This is a genomic window from Agathobaculum butyriciproducens (genome assembly GCA_003096535.1).
In the GTDB taxonomy this organism is placed as follows: Bacteria; Bacillota; Clostridia; order Oscillospirales; family Butyricicoccaceae; genus Agathobaculum; species Agathobaculum butyriciproducens.
This window is the reverse complement of record QEKJ01000001.1, coordinates 544832-566287: the sequence shown is the minus strand read 5'-3', so window position 1 is coordinate 566287 and position 21456 is coordinate 544832. Positions and strand designations below refer to the sequence as shown.

Here is a 21456-nt window from a genome sequence, read left to right as displayed (position 1 = left end):
ACGAAAAAAGCATCGGAAACGCAGTTTCCGATGCTTTTTTATGCTTAGGGAGATGGTTTACTCCACCGAAATGATGTAGTAGTAAACCGGCTGACCGCCGTTGATGACGTTGATCTCCATCTCCTTATTTTCCTTGTGCAGCAGGTTCTCAACCTCAGCGGCCTGCTCCTCGGTAACGCCTTCGCCGAAGATAACGGTTGCAAACGCGCTGTCGTCGGATACCATCTCGCGCGCCAGCTTCTTGATGACCGAGGTTTCCTTGCCATTGGCGCACAGCTTGCCCTCGCACAGCGACAGATACTCACCCTGCTTGATCTTCTTGCCGTCAAACTCGCTGTCGCGGGCCGCGTAAGTCACCTGACCGCTGCGGACGTGCTTTGCCGCGTCCAGCATAGCAAGCGCCAGCTCGCTGTCCTGCTCGGCTTCCGGATCGACCGCCAGCATGGCCGAAATGCCCTGCGGGATGGTCTTGGTCGGTACGACGATCACCTTTTTCTCCTCGGAGAGATGAACCGCCTGCTCGGCAGCCATGATGATATTCTTGTTGTTCGGCAGCACGAAAACGATTTCTGCCGGAACGGCATCGACAGCGTGCAGAATGTCGTCGGTGGACGGGTTCATGGTCTGGCCACCCTGTACCACAACGTCTGCGCCGAGGTCGGTGAACAGGCTCTTGAGGCCCTCGCCGGCAGCAACGGCTACAAAGCCAAACTTCTTCTCTGCGGGGACGATCACGCGCTCCTTGGGCGCGTCCGCCGTGCCCTCGATGACCTTGGCGGTATGCTGCTCACGCATGTTTTCGATTTTAACGGTCAGCAGCGGACCGAATTTCAGGCCCTCCTCGAGCGCCTTGTTCGGCTGGTCGGTGTGAACGTGTACCTTGACGATATCATCATCCTCGACAACAACCAGCGAATCGCCGATCTCGTTCAGGATGGAGCGCAGACGAGCGACATTGCGTGCCTTGTCCTTGCGGGATGCGATGAACTCGGTGCAGTAGGTGAAGGTGATGTCCTCGTCGTTGATCGCAGCGAAGTCTGCGGTGGACTTGGTCGGCTCTGCCGCAACAGCACGTTCCTTGTGGATGCCGCGCAGCGCGTCCAACATGCCCTCGAAGATGGTGATAAAGCCGAAGCCACCGGCGTCAACCACGCCTGCCTTTTCGAGCACCGGATTCTGATGAACGGTTTCCTCAAGTGCGGTGTGGCCCTGCTCGATGATCGCTGCCAGAACCTGCTCTGCAGTGAGCGTCGGCTCGGCCTGACACAGCTCGACCGCGTGCTGTGCCGCAACGCGTGATACGGTCAGGATGGTGCCCTCAGCGGGCTTCATAACCGCCTTGTAGGCGGTGTCTACGCCCTCGCGCAGCGCAAGCGCGAGTGTGCGGCCGTCGGCCTCGTCGGTCTCGCGCAGCTTTTTCGCCATGCCGCGGAACAGCAGCGACAGGATAACACCCGAGTTGCCGCGCGCGCCGCGCAGCAGCGCGGAAGCGGTCGCATCCGCCGCTTTGGCGAGGGTCGGCTCGGCGAGCTTTTCCATCTCAGCCATTGCGGAACCCATCGTCATGGACATATTCGTGCCGGTATCGCCGTCCGGTACCGGGAATACGTTCAGTTCGTTTGCCTGTTCCTTCTTTTCTGCAATGGCGAGTGCGCCCTCGATCACCATGGACCGGTACAGCGCACCGTTGATTTTCTGATCTGCCATTTATCTAACTCTCCTAAAAGTAACCGCGCAGTTGCGCGTAATAAGATTTCGGTTTGCTTGCAAACCGTAACCGCATGACAGGATTTCCTTAGGGCAATCCGAGTCATTGGTTCCGTCCGCAGACGTCCGCGGTTGTACCGCGGTATTCAAACAGCGGCGTTATGCCGCAACAAAACCCGCGACATGAGCGTGGGTTTTGTTACTCCGACTCAGCGCCCTTGGGGCGTGTCGTTCGGGTATCGGAAGTCAGTTTCTACGGAACTGACTTCCGTATATAGGGGACTTGCGAAGTCCCCTATAGGTGTCAGTCCGCCTTGATGCTCTCTACATAGATATCGACGTTCTTTACGTCCACACCGGTCAGGCGCTCAACATGATAGCGTACCTCGCCGATGATAGAGCGGCAGACGGTGGCAATATTCACGCCGTGCTCGACTGCAATGTGCAGGTCGATGTTGACACCGCCGTCCACAGCCTCGGTGACCTTTACGCCGCGCGACTGGTTTTCCAGTCCGAGCAGGTGTGCCAGTCCGTCCGACATGGAGCGGATGGTCATGCCTTTGACACCGAAGCAGGAGGATGCTGCGTAACCGGCAATGCCGGCCAGCACCTCGTTGGTAATGTCGATATATCCGAGATCGGTCTTGATGGTCATATAAAAACCTCCCTGCGAGTTAAGGCAGAATGCGTCTGCCCCGCAATAATCAATACTTTTGCTGTTTATATGATATAACAAAATCATGTAAAATACAAGCAATGCGGTGATGAAACTGCGTTATTTTTCAACACGGCGGCAGAAAAATGGATAAATTGAAGAATAGTGTCGATTAACGCGGAAAATTCGTGCAGGTTAATGCAAACAAATGTTTGCTTATTGCAGCGGATTGCGGTATAATAAGGATAAAATTACGAACGTATGTTCCGACGGAAACAGCGAGGAGTGCCGAAAATGAAGAAGATTTCCGCCAAACAACAGCAGATACTGGATTATATAAGCAGTTATTCCCTTGAACACGGCTATCCGCCTTCGGTGCGTGAGATTGGTGCAGAGATGGGACTGCGGTCGCCGTCCACCGTGCATGCGCACCTGAAAAAGCTGCAGGAGGCCGGTTATCTGGAGCCGAATGAGCATAAATCGCGTGCGCTGACGCCGGTCAGCGGTCCTTCAATGGTGCCGCGCGTGCCGATTCTGGGCCGCGTCACCGCAGGTATGCCGATCCTCGCGGTAGAGGAGCATATCGGCTATGTGCCGTTCGAGCCGGCAGCGGGCGGCGGCGAGTATTACGCGCTGCGTATTCGCGGCGATTCGATGATCGGCGTGGGAATTATGGATGATGATCTGGTCATTATCCGGCAGGATATACAGGCGCGCAACGGCGATATCGTGATCGCGCTGCTCGAGGATGAGGCTACCTGCAAGACGCTCAACATCACGCCGGACGGCGTATGGCTCATGCCGGAGAATCCGGCGTATCCGCCGATCAACGGCACCGGGTGCCAGATTTTGGGCGTGGTCAAGGCGGTTTACCGCGAGTATTGAGAGCAGCCTTTTCCGGCACCGGCTGAGCGGGGGACGTGCGCTGACGCCGCGCGGGCGCACAAGAGGGTAGACAACCTACGGTTTTCCACCCTCTTGTGAATCACCCCTTTTCCCTTGGAGGGTCTGGCGCAGATTGCCGACATGTGACTGCTCCGAAAAAAGGGAACGGCAGAGGATTTTTTCTACCGTAGGGGAGCACAGTGTGCTCCCATGTCGAAACCTATACGCAGTGCCAGATACCGTTCTGCTACACATACGGGCTACTCTGCGCAGGGCGCGGCATGACAGTGCCGCGCAATTCGTGAGCGCGTTATGATAGATAGGGTCTGCGAAGATAAATTGTACCAAACGCTTAATTCGTAGGTGCCGTGCGTTACAACGCGCCAAAGAGTTGCGCAACACGGTCATGTTGCGCCTGCGTTGATTTAATCACATGTGTAGCAGAAAGGTATCTGACACTGCGAATGGGTTGAGAAATATACGGAAGAAAAAATCCTCTGCCGTACTCTTATTTTCGAAGCTGTCGCCGGTCTCTGGTCTGCGTCAGGCTATCAAATAAGGGAAAGGTAGGAGTTCAAAGAGGAAGGGAAACCGCAGGTGTCCCTTCCTTTTTGCCCACCGCCGTGGGTACGGCGTCGTCCTCGCCGCAGCGGCGGCGCATCCCTCGCTGAGGTTCAGCGAAAAACTCTCCGCCCCGTCAGGGCGAACCCGCTAACGCAGTTCGAGTACCCCGGCTTTCCGGTGCAGGAAAAAGCTGCCGCCCGTCAAGGGCGAACCGCCTGCGCGGTTCGTGCACCCCGTAAAGCGGGCGCTTTGCAAATCAAAATTCCCAAAGGAGAATCCCCATGCCATCGGTTGATGACAGCATCCAGTTCGTCAAGGGCATCGGCCCGAAAAAGGCGAAGTTGCTCGAAAAACTGCATATCCGCACGCTTCGTGACGCGCTCGAGACCTACCCGCGCGACTACGAGGACCGTACACACATCACGCCGATTGCGGAAATCGACATGGAGGACAAGTATGCTGTGCGCGCTGTGGTCGGCACCGAACCCAAGGTCAACCGTATCCGCAAGGGCCTGACGCTGGTCAAGTGCACGATTTACGACGAAACCGGCACGCTGAACGTCACCTATTTCAACAATCCGTATGCTGCAGCGCAGCTCCGCGTGGGACAGGAGTATGTGTTCTACGGCAAGGTGCAAGGATTCGGGCGCGGCCGCACAATGGTTTCCCCGCAGTCGGAGAAGGTCGCACCGGATGCTGACCACCCGGGACGCATCGTGCCGGTCTATCCGCTGACGGCGGGACTGACCCAGCGCGATCTCGAGCGTGTAACCGCTGCCGCGCTCGACACGCTGACCGGTGAATGGCCCGATCCGCTGCCCGAACTTTTGCGGGCGAAATACCGCCTGCCGGACGCAGTAGACGCACTTTCTGCAATTCACCGGCCGAAAACCAAGGACGATATGGCGCAGGCACGCCGACGTATGGTATTCGAGGAGCTGTTTTTGCTCTGCTGCGGTCTGCAGCAGCTGAAGGAGCGCCGAAAAGCGGATTCCGGCATTGTTTTTACCTCGAATGGATTGGATTCGTTCTTTGAAGCCCTGCCGTTTACGCCGACCGGTGCACAGCGGCGTGCGATTATGGAGATCGCGGCGGACTGTGCCTCCGGACGGCCGATGAACCGGCTGGTGCAGGGTGATGTCGGCTCGGGCAAGACAGTGGTAGCGGCCGGATTGTGTGCGCTGGCCGCGCAGAACGGCTGGCAGGCGGCTTTCATGGCGCCGACCGAAATCCTCGCCGCGCAGCACGCGGAGACGCTTGCACCTATGCTGGACAAGCTGGGCATCTCGTGCACGCTGCTCACCGGCTCGATGACTGCCGCGCAGAAACGTGCGGCACTGGCCGCCATCGAGACCGGTGCGGCGCAGGTGGTCGTGGGCACGCACGCGCTCATTCAGCAGGGTGTGCAGTTCCACCGGCTGGGTGCCGTTATCGCGGATGAGCAGCATCGGTTCGGTGTGGCGCAGCGTGCCGCGCTGAGCGCGAAAGGTGGCTCGCCGCATGTGCTCGTCATGTCGGCTACGCCGATTCCGCGCACGCTCGCACTCATCATGTACGGCGATCTGGATGTGTCCGTGCTGGACGAGATCCCGCCTGGAAGAAGTCCGGTTGAGACCTACGCCGTGGGCGAAAACATGCGCAAGCGTATTACTGCCTTCATTGATAAGCAGGTCGGTCTCGGCGGACAGGCTTACGTTGTGTGTCCGCTCATCGAGGACAGCGAAAATGCGGAAACAAAGCTGAAAAGCGCGGAGCAGCATGCAAAAGACCTGCAGAAGCTGCTTCCGCACCGGCGCGTGGCTGTACTGCACGGACGCATGAAAAACGCGGAAAAAGATCAGATCATGCGCGATTTTGCAGCGCAGAAATACGATATTCTGGTCGCAACAACGGTTATCGAGGTTGGTGTGGACGTGCCGAATGCCAATCTGATGGTGGTCGAGGACGCAGACCGGTTCGGTCTGTCGCAGCTGCACCAGCTGCGCGGACGTGTCGGCCGCGGTACACGGCAGTCGTACTGCGTGTTCTTCGGCGCGGACAAGGGACAGGTCGCGCGGGAGCGTCTGCGCATCCTGTGCAGGACCGGCGACGGTTTCGAGGTCGCACGCGCAGACCTCGCGCAGCGCGGTCCGGGTGACTTTTTCGGTCAGCGGCAGCACGGCCTGCCCGCACTGCACGTTGCGGATTTAGCGGCTGACCTTGCGCTCATGCAAAACGCCCGCGAGGAAGCGGAAGCGCTGCTGTCTGCCGATCCGACACTCGCCGGATATCCTATCCTGCTCGACCGTGTGCAGCGCATGTTCGCCGAACAAAATGATGAAGCGTTCAACTAAATAAAAAACAGGAGAGAACCTCGGTTCTCTCCTGTTTCAGTCTGTCAATAAAGTCCGGTTTCGCGGCAGTTATTTATACGGGTCATCCGGCTTGAGGTAGCAGCATTTCTTATACTTCTTGCCGCTGCCGCACGGGCACGGATCATTCGGGCCGGGCTTCTTGCCGGCACGCTTGGGCTCTGCCTTGACAGAACCGTCGGTTGCACCTGCTGCGCCGGTCTCCTTGGCTACCTGCTCACGCTTGGGTTCCTCGCGGGTGCGAACCTGTGCAAGGAAGATCATGCGGACGGTATCCTCACGGATGGAGTCGATCATCGCGTCAAACATATCAAAGCCTTCGCGCTTGTACTCGACAACCGGATCGTACTGACCGTATGCACGCAGGCCGATGCCGTTTCGCAGTTCGGTCATTGCATCGATGTGGTCCATCCACTTGCTGTCTACGTTCTTGAGCAGTACAACGCGCTCCAGCTCACGCATGATAGGCGAGCCGAGGGCCTGCTCCTTGGCTTCGTAGACCTTGTGCGCCTGATCGGACAGAATGTTGGTCAGCTGGTCAGCGGTCAGGTCATCGCACTCCTCAGGCGTGAAGGTGCAGTCCTCCGGACGCAGGAATACGCCGATGAACGGACGGCGCGCCTGTTCAACCATCTCGGTCGAAATCAGGTTATGCTCGCCGATGGCGGCATGAACCGCATGGGCGATTGTCTCGTCGATCATCTTGACGATGTTGTCCTTAACGTCCTTGCCCTCGAGCACCTGCAGACGCTGTGCGTAGATGGTCTGACGCTGGGTGTTCAGCACATCGTCATACTCAAGGACGTGCTTACGAACGCCGAAGTTGCGGGATTCGATCTTCTTCTGGGCATTTTCGATCGCGCCGGACAGAATCTTCTGGTCGATCGGCTCGTCATCGGCAATGCCGAGGGTGTCCATCATGTTCTGGATACGCTCGGAGCCGAACAGACGCATGAGGTCATCCTCCAGCGAAATGTAGAAGCTGGATTCGCCGGGGTCGCCCTGACGACCGGCACGGCCGCGCAGCTGGTTGTCGATTCGGCGGGATTCATGACGCTCGGTGCCGAGGATATACAGACCGCCTGCCGCACGAACCTTTTCGGCTGCCGCGTCGGTCTCGGTCTTGAACTGGCTGTACAGTTCCTCAAACTTGGCACGGATAGCGAGAACCTCCTGGTTGTCGGTGTCGGCATGGCCGTTTGCCTCGTAGATCATGTGGTCGATGTAGTCGTGCGCAACGCGCTCGTCCATCTCGCCCTTCTGCACACGGTCCTCGACCTCGTGACGGAGATACTTCTTAATTTCATCCAGCGCCATGGTCTCGGCGTTGCCGCCGAGCATGATATCGGTACCACGGCCTGCCATGTTGGTTGCAATGGTAACTGCGCCCGGCTTGCCGGCCTGTGCAACGATCTCTGCCTCGCGCTCGTGATACTTTGCGTTCAGGACGGTGTGCTTGATGCCCTTGGCCTTCAGGATCTTGCTCAGTTCCTCGGACTTTTCGATGGAAACCGTGCCGACCAGAATCGGCTGACCCTTTGCGTGGCACTGCTCAATGCGGGCAATGGTCGCCATGATCTTGCCGCGCTCGTTCTTGTAAACCGCATCCGGATTGTCCTTACGGGCGATCGGCTTGTTGGTCGGGATTTCGATAACATCCAGCTGATAGGTGTGGCGGAACTCCTCCTCCTCGGTCAGCGCGGTACCGGTCATGCCGGACAGCTTGCCGTAAAGACGGAAGTAGTTCTGGAAGGTGATGGTTGCCAGCGTCTTGCTCTCGTGCTCGACCTTTACGCCTTCCTTGGCCTCGATCGCCTGATGCAGACCCTCGTTGTAGCGGCGGCCGAACATCAGACGGCCGGTAAACTCATCAACAATGATGACCTGACCGTCACGGACAACGTAGTCTACGTCGCGCTGCATAACGCCGCGTGCCTTGATGGCCTGGTTGATGTGGTGCTGCAGCGTGGTATTCGCGGGATCGGACAGGTTTTCTACCTTAAAGTAAGCCTCGGCGCGCTTCTGACCGTGCGGGGTCAGCGTCGCGGTCTTGGCCTTTTCATCGACGATGTAATCGGCATCAATGTCGTCCTGCTCCTCCTTGGCATCCACTTCCTTGACGCGCAGGCAGGAAAGCTGAGCGGCAAAGCGGTCAGCAATCTCGTACAGCTGAGAGGACTTCTCGCCCTGACCGGAAATGATCAGCGGCGTACGCGCCTCATCAATCAGGATGGAGTCAACCTCATCGACGATGGCGAACGCATGGTCACGCTGAACCATTGCATTTTTGTAGATCGCCATGTTGTCGCGCAGGTAGTCGAAACCGAACTCATTGTTCGTGCCGTAGGTGATATCAGCGGCGTACATCGCCTTGCGGGCCTGCGGCGGAACCTCATGAATGACAAGACCGACCTTGAGACCGAGGAAGCGGTATACCTTGCCCATCCACTCACTGTCTCGCTTGGCGAGGTAGTCGTTGACGGTGACAATGTGTACGCCCTTGCCGGTCAGTGCGTTCAGATAAGCGGGAAGGGTAGCCACAAGGGTCTTGCCTTCACCGGTCTTCATTTCTGCGATACGGCCCTGATGCAGGACGATACCGCCGATGATCTGTACACGGTAATGACGCATACCGAGTACGCGCCATGCTGCTTCACGGCAGGTGGCAAATGCCTCCGGCAAAAGCTGGTCGAGCGTTTCGCCGTTCTGGTAGCGCTGCTTGAATTCGTCTGTCTTGGCGCGCAGCTCGTCGTCGGTCAGCTTTTTGAACTGCTCTTCGAGTGCGTCCACTTTATCCGCAATGGGGTAGATTTTTTTCAGCTCGTGCGACGAGTGCGTGCCGAAAATCTTGGTCAAAAAATTAGCCATTACTTTTCTTCAGCCTTTCAAAAGGGCGCAATAGCCCCATTTGTTACATATACGATAATATTATAGCATAAAGTGGACAGGATATAAATAAATTTTTTGTGAATAAGCAAATTGCTGATATTATAAAGCTGTTAAAGCGGCGGCTGTGGCGGCAAACACGGCGGCGGACGGGTCGTTTTCCCGTTCGGACAGGGGATGCCACAGGCGGTCAACACGCGCCATGCCGCCGGAAAGCCGGGTGTAGACTACCACCTGCTCCATGCCAAGCCGCACACCGGTCAGCCGCAGGTGCATCATGCAGCGGTTTTCGCTAAGATAGATGGGCTGGGTGCGGTGCAGTGCAACGTAGCCGCGCACGTTGGCCCAGCGGTAGATTTCGCTTTCGGCGAGGTCGTGGATGCTGCCGTGCTCACCGAGATGGACGGCGGTGCTGCTCAGCACCAGACTGCGGTCCACCGAGGTGACTTCGTCGTGACCGGTCAGCGGCCGTTCGTCCGCACCAAGCGTGCACAGCGCGATATTGTTGCGCAACGGGTAAAATCGCAGCGGAAGCGCGTTTATTTTAGCCGCTGCGGTGAAAACTGCTGTCTGCGTAAAAACTCCTCCGTTGCGGCGTGATTTTGCACGGATTTATCCACAGACTTGTGGACAATTAGATGACTCCATGCCGGTGCCGCGGAGTGTTATTGTATCACGCGGAATGCGCGGGATTTGTCAAAATGGAAATTTCAGCAAGCGGGATTTTCCGGGTGGAACCTTTTCAGCACCGACTGTGCGGGGATTCGCCGTCTGCGGACGGCGGGAACGTGCCGCGCCCCGCGGCGGGGCAAGAGGGTAGACACCAAGGTTTCTACCCTCTTAACTCCCACTTCCTTTTATTTCGTAGTCCGGCGCAGACCAGAGAACGGCGACCGCTTCGAAAAAGGGGAACGGCAGTCGGGTTACCACAGCGTGTCTTTCGTGAAATATTCGCAGTTCGCAGACAGCGTACTGCTACACATATCGCCTGCGCAGAGTAGCCGATATGTGTAGCAGTAGGGTAACCGAACTGCGAATAGGTAAAAGAAAAGGACGGACCCGAAGTAGGTCCGTCCTTATGAGAGGAAAAATCCTCTGTCGTTCCTCTTTTTCGAAGCGGTCGCCGGTCTCTGGTCTGCGCCAGACTAAGAAATAAAGGAAACGGGATTCACAAGGGTGGAAACCTTGGTGTCCATCCTTGTGCCCACCGCCGTGGGTACGGCGGTAACGCGAAGTGCGGTAAATTACATATTACCGCCCTTGCTGCCTTCCCACACGCCGGTAGCGAGTGCAGACAGGTATGCGTTGATAAAACCGTCAATATCGCCATCCATTACAGCGTTGATATTGGCGTTTTCAAAGCCGGTACGGGTATCCTTGGCAAGGGTATACGGCATGAAAACATAGGAGCGGATCTGGCTGCCCCATTCGATCTTCTGCTGAACGCCCTTAATGTCCGAGATTTTCTCGAGGTGCTCGCGCTCCTTGATCTCAACCAGCTTGGAACGCAGCATGCGCAGACAGTTCTCCTTATTCTGCAGCTGGCTTCGCTCGGTCTGGCAGGCTACAACAATGCCGGTTGCCTTGTGAATCAGTCGAACCGCAGACGAGGTCTTATTGATATGCTGACCGCCTGCACCGGACGAACGGTAAACCTGCATTTCGTAATCATCCGGCTTGATCTCAAAGTCCGTGGAGGTATCCGGAATGTCCGGAACGACCTCTACCGCCGAGAACGAGGTCTGACGGCGGCCGGATGCATCAAACGGAGAGATACGGACCAGACGGTGTACGCCGTTTTCACCCTTGAGGAAGCCGTAGGCGTTTTCGCCCTCAATGAGAATATCGGCGGACTTGATACCCGCGGTATCGCCATCCTGGTAGTCCATGATCTTATAGGTAAAGCCGTGACGCTCTGCCCAGCGGGTGTACATGCGGTACAGCATCGCGCACCAGTCCTGTGCCTCGGTGCCGCCGGCACCGGCGTGGAAGGATACGAGCGCGTTGTGGCTGTCGTACTCGCCGGTCAGCAGCGTGCGCAGCTTCTGCTCGGCAATGCCGTCCTCCAGCTCCTTGTAGCCGCTTTCCAGCTCCTCAAGCATGGATTCGTCGTTTTCTTCGATCGCCATTTCGCAGATGGTGAGCAGGTCATCGCACAGCTCGGTCATCTTGTTGTACGCTTCAACCTTGCCCTTGAGCGAGCCCATGCGGGAGACGATCTTCTGGCTCTCCTCCGGATTATCCCAGAAACCCGGCTGAGAGGACTTGATCTCCAGCTCCTCTACCTCACGCTTCGCCTGCTCCAGACCGAGCGAGGTGTACAGCTCCTCAAGCTCGGGCTTGAGGTTGTTCAGCTTGACCTTGTATTCCTCAAATTCCAGCATGAAAATGCTCCTTCACTTTCAGATTGTTCAAAATTTCAGTACCTTATAGTATATAGGTTCACGAGGGACTTGTAAAGATTTTTTCGTGAATTATAGCAGTTTAGATAAATAATGCAGCAAAAGTAACGTATACAGCGCGTAAAGAGCAAGGAAATTTTATGAAGCCATGCTAGGCGCATGGCGAATGAAATTGACGATGCTATTTGCGTGCTGTATGCGCGCACTTGTTGTAGTATTTGTCTGAACTGCTATAAGGGGCTGTCCCGTAAAGATTGTGTACATTTCCACAAGTTCGGCTTGACTAATCGCTTTTTTTCCCATATGATAGTTACTGTAAAAGGGAGTAGCTCACGCGAGAGCGCGTGGTCGGTGCCGACAAGCCCGATTGACGAAAAGTCAATCCGTACCGAGCCGTAAGCAGCAAGACTTTTACCGCAGTATGCGGTAAAAGTCTTTTTTTGTGCTCTGCAGCCGGAAATCGAGCGAAAACTCCCTCGTAAGCATGTACACTGTTGGGGACAAGGGCATTGCCGTGAAGGAGCGGTGCTGTCCGAGATTTTCCGGAAACGAAGGAGGAAACTGTATGCTGTCATTTGTATTTCTGGTGATCGGCTTTGCACTTATGATCTGGGGTGCGGATAAGTTTGTTGCGGGTGCATCCGCACTGGCGCGCAAGCTGGGCGTATCACCGCTGCTGATCGGTCTGACCATCGTTGCGTTCGGCACGTCCATGCCGGAGCTGGCGGTCAGTGTCACCGCGGCCCTGCGCGGTGCAAACGAGATTGCGGTCGGCAATGTTGTCGGCTCGAACATTTTTAATCTGCTGATGGTGGCTGGTCTGTCCGCCGCTGTCTGCCCGCTTGTGATGGATAAAACGCTGCTCCGCCGTGACTGGCCGCTGTCCATTCTCGCGGCTGTGCTGCTGCTGGGCGCCATCGCACCCGACCTGACCATCGCCCGCTGGGAAGGCGTTGTACTGCTGATTATATTCGCATTCATCCTGACATACCAGATTCGCACCGCACTGCAGAACCGCGAGCAGCTTGCTGCCGCAGCTGCAGAAGCCGAGGCCGAGGAAGCGGAAGCACCCATGTCCGCTGCGATGATCTGGGTGAATATCCTGCTCGGTCTGGCGTGCATCGTGATCGGCGGTCAGCTGGCCGTAAACGGCGCGACCGGCATTGCGCGTATGTTCGGCCTGAGTGAAACGCTCATCGGTCTGACCATTGTGGCCATGGGCACCAGCCTGCCTGAGCTTGTTACCTCCATCGTTGCTGCCCGCAAGGGTCAGAACGATATTGCGATGGGTAATGTTATCGGCTCAAACCTGTTTAATATTTTCCTCATTCTCGGCGTTTCGTCGGTCATCACGCCGATTCCGGTACAGGCGACCTCTATCGTTGACTGTCTGTTCCTGATTGCCATCAGCGCGGTATTTTATCTGCCGGCGCGCAAGGGCAAGCTCGGACGTGTGCCGGGTATCGCCATGGTAGCAACGTATGCTGTCTATACAGTGTATCTTATTATGCGATAATCTATCGCGGGTTTGCCGCACCCGCAGCTGGGGCGAAAAGGAAGGGACACCTGCGGTCAGTCTGTCAATAAAGTCCGTTTTCGCGATGCTGACGCTGCCGCGCGGCAGCGCACATGAAATAGTATTATTTGCGAAGCAAATGCATGAAAACCGGGGCGTGTACCTCGGTTTTCGTGCTTTCTGAAGTTATGCGTGCGAAACCTTTCGCATATGCCGCAGATAGACGATCAGCAGCGCTCCGCCGGTGAACACCCACGAGGCAACGTAAACGTCCATCAGCATCTCGAACGTGGGCACGAGACGGAAAACTGTCGCCATCCAGATGAGTCGGAATACAACTGTGCCGAGCACGGTGAAGATGGCAGGCTCGAGCGATTTGCCCATGCCGCGGAGCGCCGCGCTTTCGACCTCATAGGTGGCGGTGAGACCCTCGAGCGAGCAGACGTGCCGCATGCGGCTGATGGCAAACGCCGCGACGGCGCTGCTCGTGGTGTAAATGCTGACAAAAAAGTCGTCCCAGATCATGAATACCGCACTGAGAATCTCGGTAAACACCACGCCGAACAGCATGCAGTAACGGAAAATCTTTTTGCAGCGACTGAGGTCACCTGCGCCGTAGTTCTGGCTGGTGAAGGTGACAGCCGCCTGCGCGAAGGCGTTGGCAATATCGTAGGTGAAATACTCAAAATTCAGTGCGAGAGATGAACCTGCGATGGCATTTTCACCGAATGAGTTGATGCCGCTCTGGATAAATACGTTGGATATCGAGAAAATCGCACCCTGAATACCGGCGGGAATGCCGATCTGCAGAATGCGGAGGAGCGGCGTTTTTTCAATGTGCATACGTCGGAACCGGAACGCGAAATCGTCATTCCGGCGTGCAAGGTGGGTGAGCACCATACCTGCGCTCAGCACATTGGAGATAACGGTCGCGATCGCCACACCGGCCACACCAAGCTGCAGCGCAATGACGAGAAACAGGTTGAGGATGACATTCACCGTGCCGGAGATAAGCAGGTAGTACATGGGGCGGCGGCTGTCGCCGTAGCTGCGCAGAACGGCTGAGCCGAAGTTGTACACCAGCATGAACGGGATGCTCAAAAAGTAGATAAATATGTACAGCAGCGCCTGATCGAGCACGCTTTCCGGCGTGCCGGACAGCACGAGAATGGGCTTTGCCGTCAGCCAGCCGACAATCATCAGTCCTACGCCGAGCGCCGCGCCGAATGTGATAACAGTGTGCAGTGTGCGGTTGATCTCCTCGCGGTTGTTCTGCCCGATGAGCAGCGCGAGCACGGCATTCGGCCCGACCGACAGTCCGACGATCAGGTTGACAAAAATACCGACGAGCGCCACACAGCTGCCGACCGCCGCCAGCGCCGTATCACCCGCAAACCGGCCGACAACGGCCACATCTGCCGAGTTGAAAAGCTGCTGCAGAATGCTGCTGAACGCCAGCGGCAGCGCGAAAAGAATGAGTTTTCCGGCCAGACCGCCGTGCAGCATGTCCATCTCCTTGTGTTTTGTTTGTGCCATGAAACAGGATTCTCCTTGCATGAGGGTTACAGCATTATCTTATCATGCGGCGGACAGCGGCGCAATACGCGGGAAACGGATTTCATCATTGTAATTTTTCCTCGGAAATTGTATAATATTTTTGTATAGAAAAGCAATTTGCGTGCCGAATCTATCGTTTTGCGCCGCAGAGGAGGATAGAGGACATGAAATTTTTTGAAGCCGTGCCGGACGAGCTGTTTTCGCCGCTGGCGTCACCGAACCGTGCGCTGTACGCGGATGCACTCGATGTGCTGTACACGGCGTACCGCGAAAAGCTGAAGCTGCCCGAGGACATGCTGTATTCCATGCTGCGGAGCCGTCTCGAGCAGCAGCTGTCCGAGGCTACCTTCGAGGGCGAGGACATCGACGAGGATGAGCTGCGCGATATTTCCGGCCGTGCCCGTTTCCTCATCCGCAAGCTGGGCAGCAAGGGCTGGTTTGAAAAGGAGCGCGGCACAGACTTTCGGGAATACATTACGGTTCCGGGCTGCAGCAGCCGTCTGCTCGAGCTGTTCCACGCGCTGCGCGAGGACACGCCTGCACGCGGCTATTCGTATGTGTTCGGCACCTATTCCACGCTCAAGGTCGCGCATGAGTCGGACAACGTGTATGACAAAATGGCTGCTGTCTACGGCGCATATGACAACACGCGCGCGCTCATCAATCTGCTGCAGATGGTGTATCATAACGTCAAGCATTATTTCCAGATGCAGATCGACATGCACAATGTCGGGGAAGTGCTTGCATCGCACTTTGATGATTTCGGGCAGAAGGTGATGGAGGCGTACATCCGTCCGCTCAAGATCAAGGATTCCGTGCCGAAATACCGCATTTCCATCCAGAATGTATTAAACGACTGGGCGGAGAACGATGAACTGCTCATCGCCATGGCGAATGCCGCTTTGGCTGACCGCCGAGGCGACACGCCGGAGAACTGCCGCGCCGATCTTCTTCGCAAAATTTACTGGATACAGGAGTGCTACGACAATCTCGAGCGCGATTATCTGGATGAGATCGATGCACAGGTACGCCGCTACACGCGTGCGGCTACGCAGAAGATCGAAAACCTGACCAACCGAGATCAGAATATCCGCGGCAACCTGCACACGGTGCTGACCGCGCTGTCGCGCAACCGGCGTGCCGCCGATCTGGTGGACACGATTCAGCCGGTATTCCGGCTGTATGAGCAGACCTGCCTGTCCGAGAGCAGCCTGTGGTACCGCAAGCGTCCGGGCAAGCGGACAAAGGCCGCGCCTGTGCTCGTGCAGGAGACCGAAGCGGATACGGCAGCCGCCGCAAAGGCGGCTGCACTTTTGCGCTCGGAGTATGGCCGCGGCGCCATCGCAGCGTATGTGCAGGGCTGGCTCGGTGAAAGCGATGTGTGCCGCTCGGAGGATATTCCGCTCGAGAATGATAAGGACTATGTAATGAGCCTGCTGGCGGTGCTGACTGGCGGCGACCGCTCGGCGGATTTCACGGTGCAGGAGCTGGACGGCGAACGCCGGGAAAACGGCTATGCTATTCCGGAGCTGCAGATCAGCCGGAAGGAGAACAACGAATGAATTTGGAATTTCTGAATACCGCTACCGCAAAGGAGCTGGAGCAGTTCAAAGCGGTGTGCAATCAGCTGCTCAGCCGCACCTATGTGGTGCGCACGCTGTACCGTCCGGGCAGGGGACGGGTGAGCAACCCGGACTACACCTTTTTGTCCATTCATTATGAGTCCGTGCGCGAGTATCTCAGCCTGCTTGACTGGGATTTGCGGCGCGACGACATAAACGGCTACTTTTATGTGCTGAACACAGATGAAGCCAACCGGTGCATCCTGTCCAAGCGCGAGACCGCGATTCTGCTCGCTCTGCGCATGCTGTACGACGAAAGCCAGGAGCGCTTGGGACTCGAGCAGGACGCGCTCTGCAGCGTGCGCGAGGTGCTCGAAAAGATCGTGACCGACTACGCCATCCTGCCGGCTAAGCCGAATATGGAGGAGGTCAAGCGGGCGCTGACCGTGTTTGAAAACCACTCGATTCTGCAGCGCATCGAGGGAAAATTTAATCAGGCTGACTGCAGATTTGCCATCCTGCCGACCATTCAGACTGCCGTTTCGAGCGAACGATTGAATGAGGTCGCAGCCGTGCTGCGAAAGGAGGAGACCGCCGATGAAGAAACTGAAGAAGATTCTGCTGATTAACTGGTTGTATTTCAGCAAGGAGGTCATCGAGGTCGGTGATGTGAACTTTCTGACCGGCAAAAACGGCGCCGGCAAGTCCACGGTAATTGATGCGCTGCAGATCGTTCTGCTTGGTGAGACCAATGCGCGCAACTTCAATCTGGCGGCCAATGAGCGCTCACAGCGCACGCTGGACGGCTATCTGCGTGCCGATATGGACGAGAATAACCCGTATTCCCGCAGAGGCAAGGACTTTTCGACCTATATTGTCTGTGAATTTGAGGACGATGTGGAGCACAATAGTTTCGTGTGCGGCGTGATGTTCGATTGTCGCAGTGACGGCAGCAAGCACGATCATTTCTTTATCTATGTCGGAAAACTGCCGGAAAACTGCTTTGTCGAGGACGGCGAGGCGATGGATATTCACGACCTGCGCAAATTCCTCAAGCAGAATTTCTCTCGCGCCGAGGTGTACGATACCCAGTGGGAGTACCGCCGCAATATGCTCTCGCGGTGGAACGTGCACAACGAGCAGGTGCTCCGCATGATGAAAAAGGCGGTGTCGTTCCGCCCAATCGTGGATATTCAGCAGTTTATCACCGAAAATATCTGCGATATTCCGGATAAGCCGGATATCGAAGCCATGCAGCAGAACATCCGCAACTACAAGCGGCACGAGCAGCTGGCGCAGCAGCAGGAGGAAAAGCTGACCGCGCTGCAGGAGATCAGCACGCTGTACCGCGAAATGACGCGCTCGGTGGACCGCTGGCGCGTGCAGTCTTTCCTTGTGCAGTGGGCGCAGAAGGAGGACATGCAGGCGCAGATCGACAGCCGCGAGCAGGAAAAGCGAAACTGCCTGTCCGAGCTGACCGCGGCGGACACCGCGATTGAGGATTTGGCCGGGCAGGTGCAGGCGAAGGAGGAACGCCGCCGTCAGCTGGACCGCGATTATGCACAGAGCGACACCTATCAGGAGCGCGAGCGGCTGGGCAACCAGAAGCAGTCGCTGCTGACCGAGCAGAGCAAGCTGGTGCAGGAGATGGAGCGCGACGCACTTGAGATCAAGCGGGAGGCGCTGCGGCTGACGCACCTGTGCGAGACCGCGCTTGCATGGGACGCCGAGGAGGTGCTCATTCCAGTGCAGCAGGCGGCAGAGCAGGTGCAGCGTACCTACGCACGGCTGTCGAGCGGCGAATGCGCAATCTTCTCGCAGGAGCAGACCGTATTCGAGGACGCCCGGCAGGCGGCAGCGGCCCTGTCGGACGCGCTGGCGAAGGCGGCGCATCAGCTTGGCGATAAGGTTGCAGAGCTGCAGCAGCAGCTGACCGAAAAGCAGACTGCGCTTGCCGATCTGCGCAGAAACATCAAGGACTATCCGCGCGGACTGCTGCCGTTCCGTGCCAAGTTGGAGGAGGAACTGGAGCAGCAGGCGGGAACGCCGGTTGCGGTAGATATTCTCGCGGATGTGCTGGAAATTGAAGATGAGCGCTGGCGCGGTGCCGTGGAAGGCTATCTCAACAACCAGAAGTTTTATTTTCTGGTTGAACCGGCATATTACGAGCAGGCTTTGCGTATTTACAACAAACTCAAGTGGGAAAAAAGCCTGAACGCCTACGGTCTGGTCGATATCGGCACGCTGCGCGAGCGTGAGCATATCGACCCGCAGAGCGGCAGTCTTGCGGAAAAGGTGGAGACCGGAAACGCGCTTGCGCGAACCTACATGGATTATCTGCTCGGGCGCGTGATGTGCTGCGACACGGTTGAGCAGCTGCGCGGGTATCGGACCGCCATCACGGATGAGGGTATGCTGTATCAGGGCTATGTGGCGCGTGCGCTTCGCAGAGACCGTATGGAGGATGCGTTCATCGGCCGTCATGCGGTCACGCTGCGTATCGCTCGTCTGGAGGAGGAGGCCGCCGGACTGCAGACCGAGATTTCGCACCGGAAACCCATCTGGCAGGCAGTTTCTCAGCAGAAAGCGCCCATGCTGACACCATATTATGTGCGAAACATCGTACCGCAGCGGCAGGCGGATTTTCTGTACCGCGCGGAACTGGAGGAGGAGATCAACGCGATCGACGAGCAGGTTTCCCATCTCGACCTGCTGTGGCTGGATCAGCAGAAGCAGCTGATCGCCGAGATCAGCGACGAGATTGCGGCGCTGAGTCATCAGCGCGAGGTGCAGATCGCACACAAGGCCAAGCTGGAGGAGCGTATTCGTCAGCTGGACGAGGAAATCCTGCCCGAGCAGTATCACAGCCGCACCGAAATGGAGCGCAGGCTGGCGGAAACCTTCTCGGAGACCTACCGCGACGATATCGGTCTGCCGCGCTATCGTCAGGAGCTGGAGCGTCTGCATCGGCCGGATATCGTGTACCGCAATTTCAGCAGCCACCATGCACAGGTTGTCAACGAGATGGAGAACGCCCGCGCGGCACTCCTGCGGGCGCGCCGAGAATATGTCGAGCGGTTGGGGCCGTGCTCGTTCCGCGTGGAGGCAGATGACAATGCGGAGTTCGATGCGGAACGCCGTGTGCTCGAGGAAAGCGAGCTGCCGCAGTACCGCACCAAAATCCGTGCCGCACGCGAGAGTGCGATGGAGCAGTTCCAGAACGACTTCCTGTCCAGGCTGAAAAGCAGCATCGAGCAGGTGCAGGATCAGGTCAAGAACCTCAATCGGGCACTGCGGCAGGCGCAGTTCGGCACGGACAGCTACCAGTTCCGTGTGGACCGCAATCCGGATTACGCCGAATATTACGACATGATTATGGCGCCGGAGCTGATGGAAGGCGATATTACGCTGTTTTCCGCACAGTTTCAGGAGAAATACGGTCCGCTGATCGACAAGCTGTTCAGCCAGATCACCATGGCGGACGATACCCAGCTCAACGCCCGCAAGCAGAGTGAGCTGCAGGAGAACATCGAGCGGTACACCGACTTCCGCACCTATCTGAAGTTCGATCTGGAGACCACCGATCAGAACGGCTCCAAGCAGCTGCTGTCGCAGACGCTCAACACCAAGTCGGGCGGCGAAACGCAGACGCCGTTCTATATCGCGGTTCTGGCGTCGTTTGCGCAGCTGTACCGCGTGAGCGATACGTCCAGCTTTGGCAACACCGTGCGTCTGGTCGTGTTCGATGAGGCATTCAACAAGATGGACAGCGAACGCATCATCGAAAGCGTGCGTCTGCTGCGCAAAATGGGTCTGCAGGCGATCATCTGCACCCCGCCGGATAAGGTTTCGGATATCATGCCGATCGCGGATAGAACGCTGCTGGTCGATAAGCATAAGTATCGGATGCACATTCTGCCGTTCAGCAAGGAGAATGCACAGTAAAGAAAAATCCCGCTTTCTCGCGTGAGAAGGCGGGATTTTTGTGTGATTTCGGACAGGCTGCCCCGTTGGACAGGCGAAGTCCTTCTATACGGCTGGATATTCTGACTTTATTGTACTTTGCGGGCAGAATATCTTACAATTCACCGCACATGAGTGCGCCGAGCGCGTCCTCGAAGGTACGGCTGCCGAGAGAAATCGCACCGAGTGCTTCGGCACGGCGTCCGACCTCGTATTTGTGCAGGTGCACACCGCCTTCCGGGCACTGTGTGGTGATATACACGCGCGTACCGCTTTGGATCAGGTCGCGCACGGCGGATTCCAGACGGGCGGGTACGCCGCCTGCACCGAAGGCTTCGAGTACGACCTTGGGGTAGCCGAGCAGCACGGAGAAGAATGACGGGTCGAGATCGGGGGACAGGCGCACCGGAAGAATGTGGGTGTCGATTTGTTCTACAAGTTTCGGTTCACCGGAGGAGACAGACGCAGGTGTGTTCCAGTGTACTTCACTCTCACGGATTTCGCCTGCCGGTGCGGCATTTGCCGAGAGAAATGCGTCAATCTCAGTCGAATGCTGCTTGAAAACATGGCTGCCGTGCAGAATTTGACCGTTCATCACGGCGTACACGCCTGCGCGTCCGTCTGCCGCAGTGCGGAACGCATCCAGCAGATTGCGCGGCGCATCCGAGTCCGGCACGCCCATCGGCAGCATGGAGCCGGTCAGCACGAGCGGCTTATCGAAATGCGGCAGCAGGTGGGTGAGCAGCGCGGCGGTGTACGCAAGCGTATCCGTGCCGTGCGTGAGCACAAAGCCGTCGAATTTCTCACGGTTTTGCCAGACCGCCTGTGCCATGCGCTGACGGTCGGCGGCGGTTACGTCGGTCGAGTCCAGCTGCATGAGATCGAGCGTTTCAACTGTGCACAGCGCAGACAGTTCGGGCAGTGCGCCGAGCAGCGCGGCGCTGTCCAGAGCGGGGGAAAGACCGTGTACGGTCTCACAGCATGCAATCGTGCCGCCGGTGGCGATCATTAAAATATGAGGCATGATTTTCCTCCTGAAAGTTGTTTTTACGGATAGAAAGCCGGATTAACGGCACTGTGCCTGATAATTTTCTCCCCATTTCCACAGGGCGTCCATCACGGGTTTCAGGCTGTACCCGAGTTCGGTCAGCGTGTATTCCACACGCGGCGGCACCTCGGCATAGACCTTGCGCGTCAGCAGACCGCTGGCCTCCATCTGGCGCAGCTGTGCGGTCAGAACCTTCTGCGTGACGTGCCCGATGGACTTTTTCAGTTCGCCGAAACGCAGGGTGCCGTTCATCAGGTCACGCAGGATGAGCACCTTCCATTTATCGCTGATGAGCGTCAGTGTGGTCTCGACAGGGCAGGCGGGCAGCTCCTGTTTTGCGGTCGATTCGGTCAGTTCCAT

Annotated in this window: 14 protein-coding genes; 6 read left to right on the top strand and 8 right to left on the bottom strand. The window is 57.1% G+C overall.

The annotated features are described in order from the left end of the window. Positions 1 to 57 precede the first annotated feature (57 nt). Together C7386_RS02575 and C7386_RS02570 are read right to left on the bottom strand one after the other, a co-directional pair. Positions 58 to 1707, bottom strand: a complete 1650-nt coding sequence (locus tag C7386_RS02575) for a DAK2 domain-containing protein (protein WP_110435519.1) — start codon at positions 1705 to 1707, stop codon at positions 58 to 60. A 304-nt stretch (positions 1708 to 2011) separates the two neighbouring features. After that, the gene (locus C7386_RS02570; RefSeq protein WP_110435518.1) at positions 2012 to 2362 is read right to left on the bottom strand and encodes an Asp23/Gls24 family envelope stress response protein; all 351 of its coding nucleotides are present in this window, start codon (positions 2360 to 2362) and stop codon (positions 2012 to 2014) included. A gap of 294 nt (positions 2363 to 2656) precedes the next feature. Here C7386_RS02570 and lexA point away from each other — a divergent pair, with 294 nt between their 5' ends. After that, a complete protein-coding gene (lexA, locus tag C7386_RS02565) occupies positions 2657 to 3247 on the top strand; it encodes a transcriptional repressor LexA (protein WP_110435517.1) in 591 nt (196 codons plus the stop codon). Positions 3248 to 4086: 839 nt separating this feature from the next. Beyond that, complete coding sequence (gene recG, locus C7386_RS02560; protein ID WP_286051022.1) at positions 4087 to 6144, top strand: ATP-dependent DNA helicase RecG; 2058 nt, start codon at positions 4087 to 4089, stop codon at positions 6142 to 6144. A gap of 69 nt (positions 6145 to 6213) precedes the next feature. Here the strand turns inward: recG and secA are convergent, their stop codons facing one another. The 3 genes from secA to prfB form a co-directional block, all read right to left on the bottom strand. Next, positions 6214 to 9030, bottom strand: coding sequence for a preprotein translocase subunit SecA (gene secA, locus C7386_RS02555; RefSeq protein ID WP_116704760.1), 2817 nt, complete (start codon positions 9028 to 9030; stop codon positions 6214 to 6216). 120 nt (positions 9031 to 9150) lie between these two features. Further along, on the bottom strand, positions 9151 to 9561 hold the full coding sequence (locus tag C7386_RS02550) for a hypothetical protein (RefSeq protein ID WP_133241561.1): 411 nt from the start codon (positions 9559 to 9561) through the stop codon (positions 9151 to 9153). Between the two features lie 731 nt (positions 9562 to 10292). Then, entirely contained in the window at positions 10293 to 11432 is a 1140-nt protein-coding gene (gene prfB, locus C7386_RS02545; protein ID WP_110435513.1) for a peptide chain release factor 2, read from the bottom strand. Between the two features lie 583 nt (positions 11433 to 12015). Here prfB and C7386_RS02540 point away from each other — a divergent pair. Continuing rightward, a complete protein-coding gene (locus tag C7386_RS02540) occupies positions 12016 to 12966 on the top strand; it encodes a calcium/sodium antiporter (protein WP_110435512.1) in 951 nt (316 codons plus the stop codon). Between the two features lie 186 nt (positions 12967 to 13152). On the opposite strand, the gene C7386_RS02535 is transcribed toward C7386_RS02540, so the two are convergent. After that, positions 13153 to 14502 carry an MATE family efflux transporter gene (locus C7386_RS02535; RefSeq protein ID WP_110435511.1) on the bottom strand — a complete coding sequence of 450 codons (1350 nt, stop codon included), beginning with the start codon at positions 14500 to 14502 and terminating at the stop codon, positions 13153 to 13155. Positions 14503 to 14687: 185 nt separating this feature from the next. Here C7386_RS02535 and C7386_RS02530 point away from each other — a divergent pair, with 185 nt between their 5' ends. Genes C7386_RS02530 through C7386_RS02520 form a run of 3 tightly spaced genes read left to right on the top strand, consistent with a single transcriptional unit; the run spans position 14688 to position 20030 of the window. After that, entirely contained in the window at positions 14688 to 16085 is a 1398-nt protein-coding gene (locus C7386_RS02530) for a Wadjet anti-phage system protein JetA family protein (RefSeq protein WP_110435510.1), read from the top strand. Then, positions 16082 to 16714, top strand: coding sequence for a DUF4194 domain-containing protein (locus tag C7386_RS02525; protein ID WP_110435509.1), 633 nt, complete (start codon positions 16082 to 16084; stop codon positions 16712 to 16714). Before C7386_RS02530 ends, C7386_RS02525 begins: the two co-directional genes overlap by 4 nt. Then, positions 16683 to 20030 carry an ATP-binding protein gene (locus C7386_RS02520; protein ID WP_110435508.1) on the top strand — a complete coding sequence of 1116 codons (3348 nt, stop codon included), beginning with the start codon at positions 16683 to 16685 and terminating at the stop codon, positions 20028 to 20030. Before C7386_RS02525 ends, C7386_RS02520 begins: the two co-directional genes overlap by 32 nt. A 133-nt stretch (positions 20031 to 20163) precedes the next feature. On the opposite strand, the gene C7386_RS02515 is transcribed toward C7386_RS02520, so the two are convergent. Both C7386_RS02515 and C7386_RS02510 read right to left on the bottom strand, forming a co-directional pair. Beyond that, positions 20164 to 21072: an asparaginase gene (locus tag C7386_RS02515; RefSeq protein WP_116704758.1), complete on the bottom strand. Its 909-nt coding sequence runs from the start codon at positions 21070 to 21072 to the stop codon at positions 20164 to 20166. A gap of 42 nt (positions 21073 to 21114) precedes the next feature. Then, positions 21115 to 21456, bottom strand: a complete 342-nt coding sequence (locus C7386_RS02510) for a winged helix-turn-helix transcriptional regulator (RefSeq protein WP_110435506.1) — start codon at positions 21454 to 21456, stop codon at positions 21115 to 21117.

Coding starts and splice junctions, on each gene's coding strand:
- secA (WP_116704760.1), bottom strand. CDS start 9,030: ATGGCTAATTTTTTGACCAAGATTTTCGGCACGCACTCGTCGCACGAG.
- C7386_RS02525 (WP_110435509.1), top strand. CDS start 16,082: ATGAATTTGGAATTTCTGAATACCGCTACCGCAAAGGAGCTGGAGCAG.
- C7386_RS02510 (WP_110435506.1), bottom strand. CDS start 21,456: ATGGAACTGACCGAATCGACCGCAAAACAGGAGCTGCCCGCCTGCCCT.
- C7386_RS02535 (WP_110435511.1), bottom strand. CDS start 14,502: ATGGCACAAACAAAACACAAGGAGATGGACATGCTGCACGGCGGTCTG.
- C7386_RS02575 (WP_110435519.1), bottom strand. CDS start 1,707: ATGGCAGATCAGAAAATCAACGGTGCGCTGTACCGGTCCATGGTGATC.
- C7386_RS02530 (WP_110435510.1), top strand. CDS start 14,688: ATGAAATTTTTTGAAGCCGTGCCGGACGAGCTGTTTTCGCCGCTGGCG.
- prfB (WP_110435513.1), bottom strand. CDS start 11,432: ATGCTGGAATTTGAGGAATACAAGGTCAAGCTGAACAACCTCAAGCCC.
- C7386_RS02520 (WP_110435508.1), top strand. CDS start 16,683: ATGAAGAAACTGAAGAAGATTCTGCTGATTAACTGGTTGTATTTCAGC.
- C7386_RS02515 (WP_116704758.1), bottom strand. CDS start 21,072: ATGCCTCATATTTTAATGATCGCCACCGGCGGCACGATTGCATGCTGT.
- lexA (WP_110435517.1), top strand. CDS start 2,657: ATGAAGAAGATTTCCGCCAAACAACAGCAGATACTGGATTATATAAGC.
- C7386_RS02570 (WP_110435518.1), bottom strand. CDS start 2,362: ATGACCATCAAGACCGATCTCGGATATATCGACATTACCAACGAGGTG.
- C7386_RS02540 (WP_110435512.1), top strand. CDS start 12,016: ATGCTGTCATTTGTATTTCTGGTGATCGGCTTTGCACTTATGATCTGG.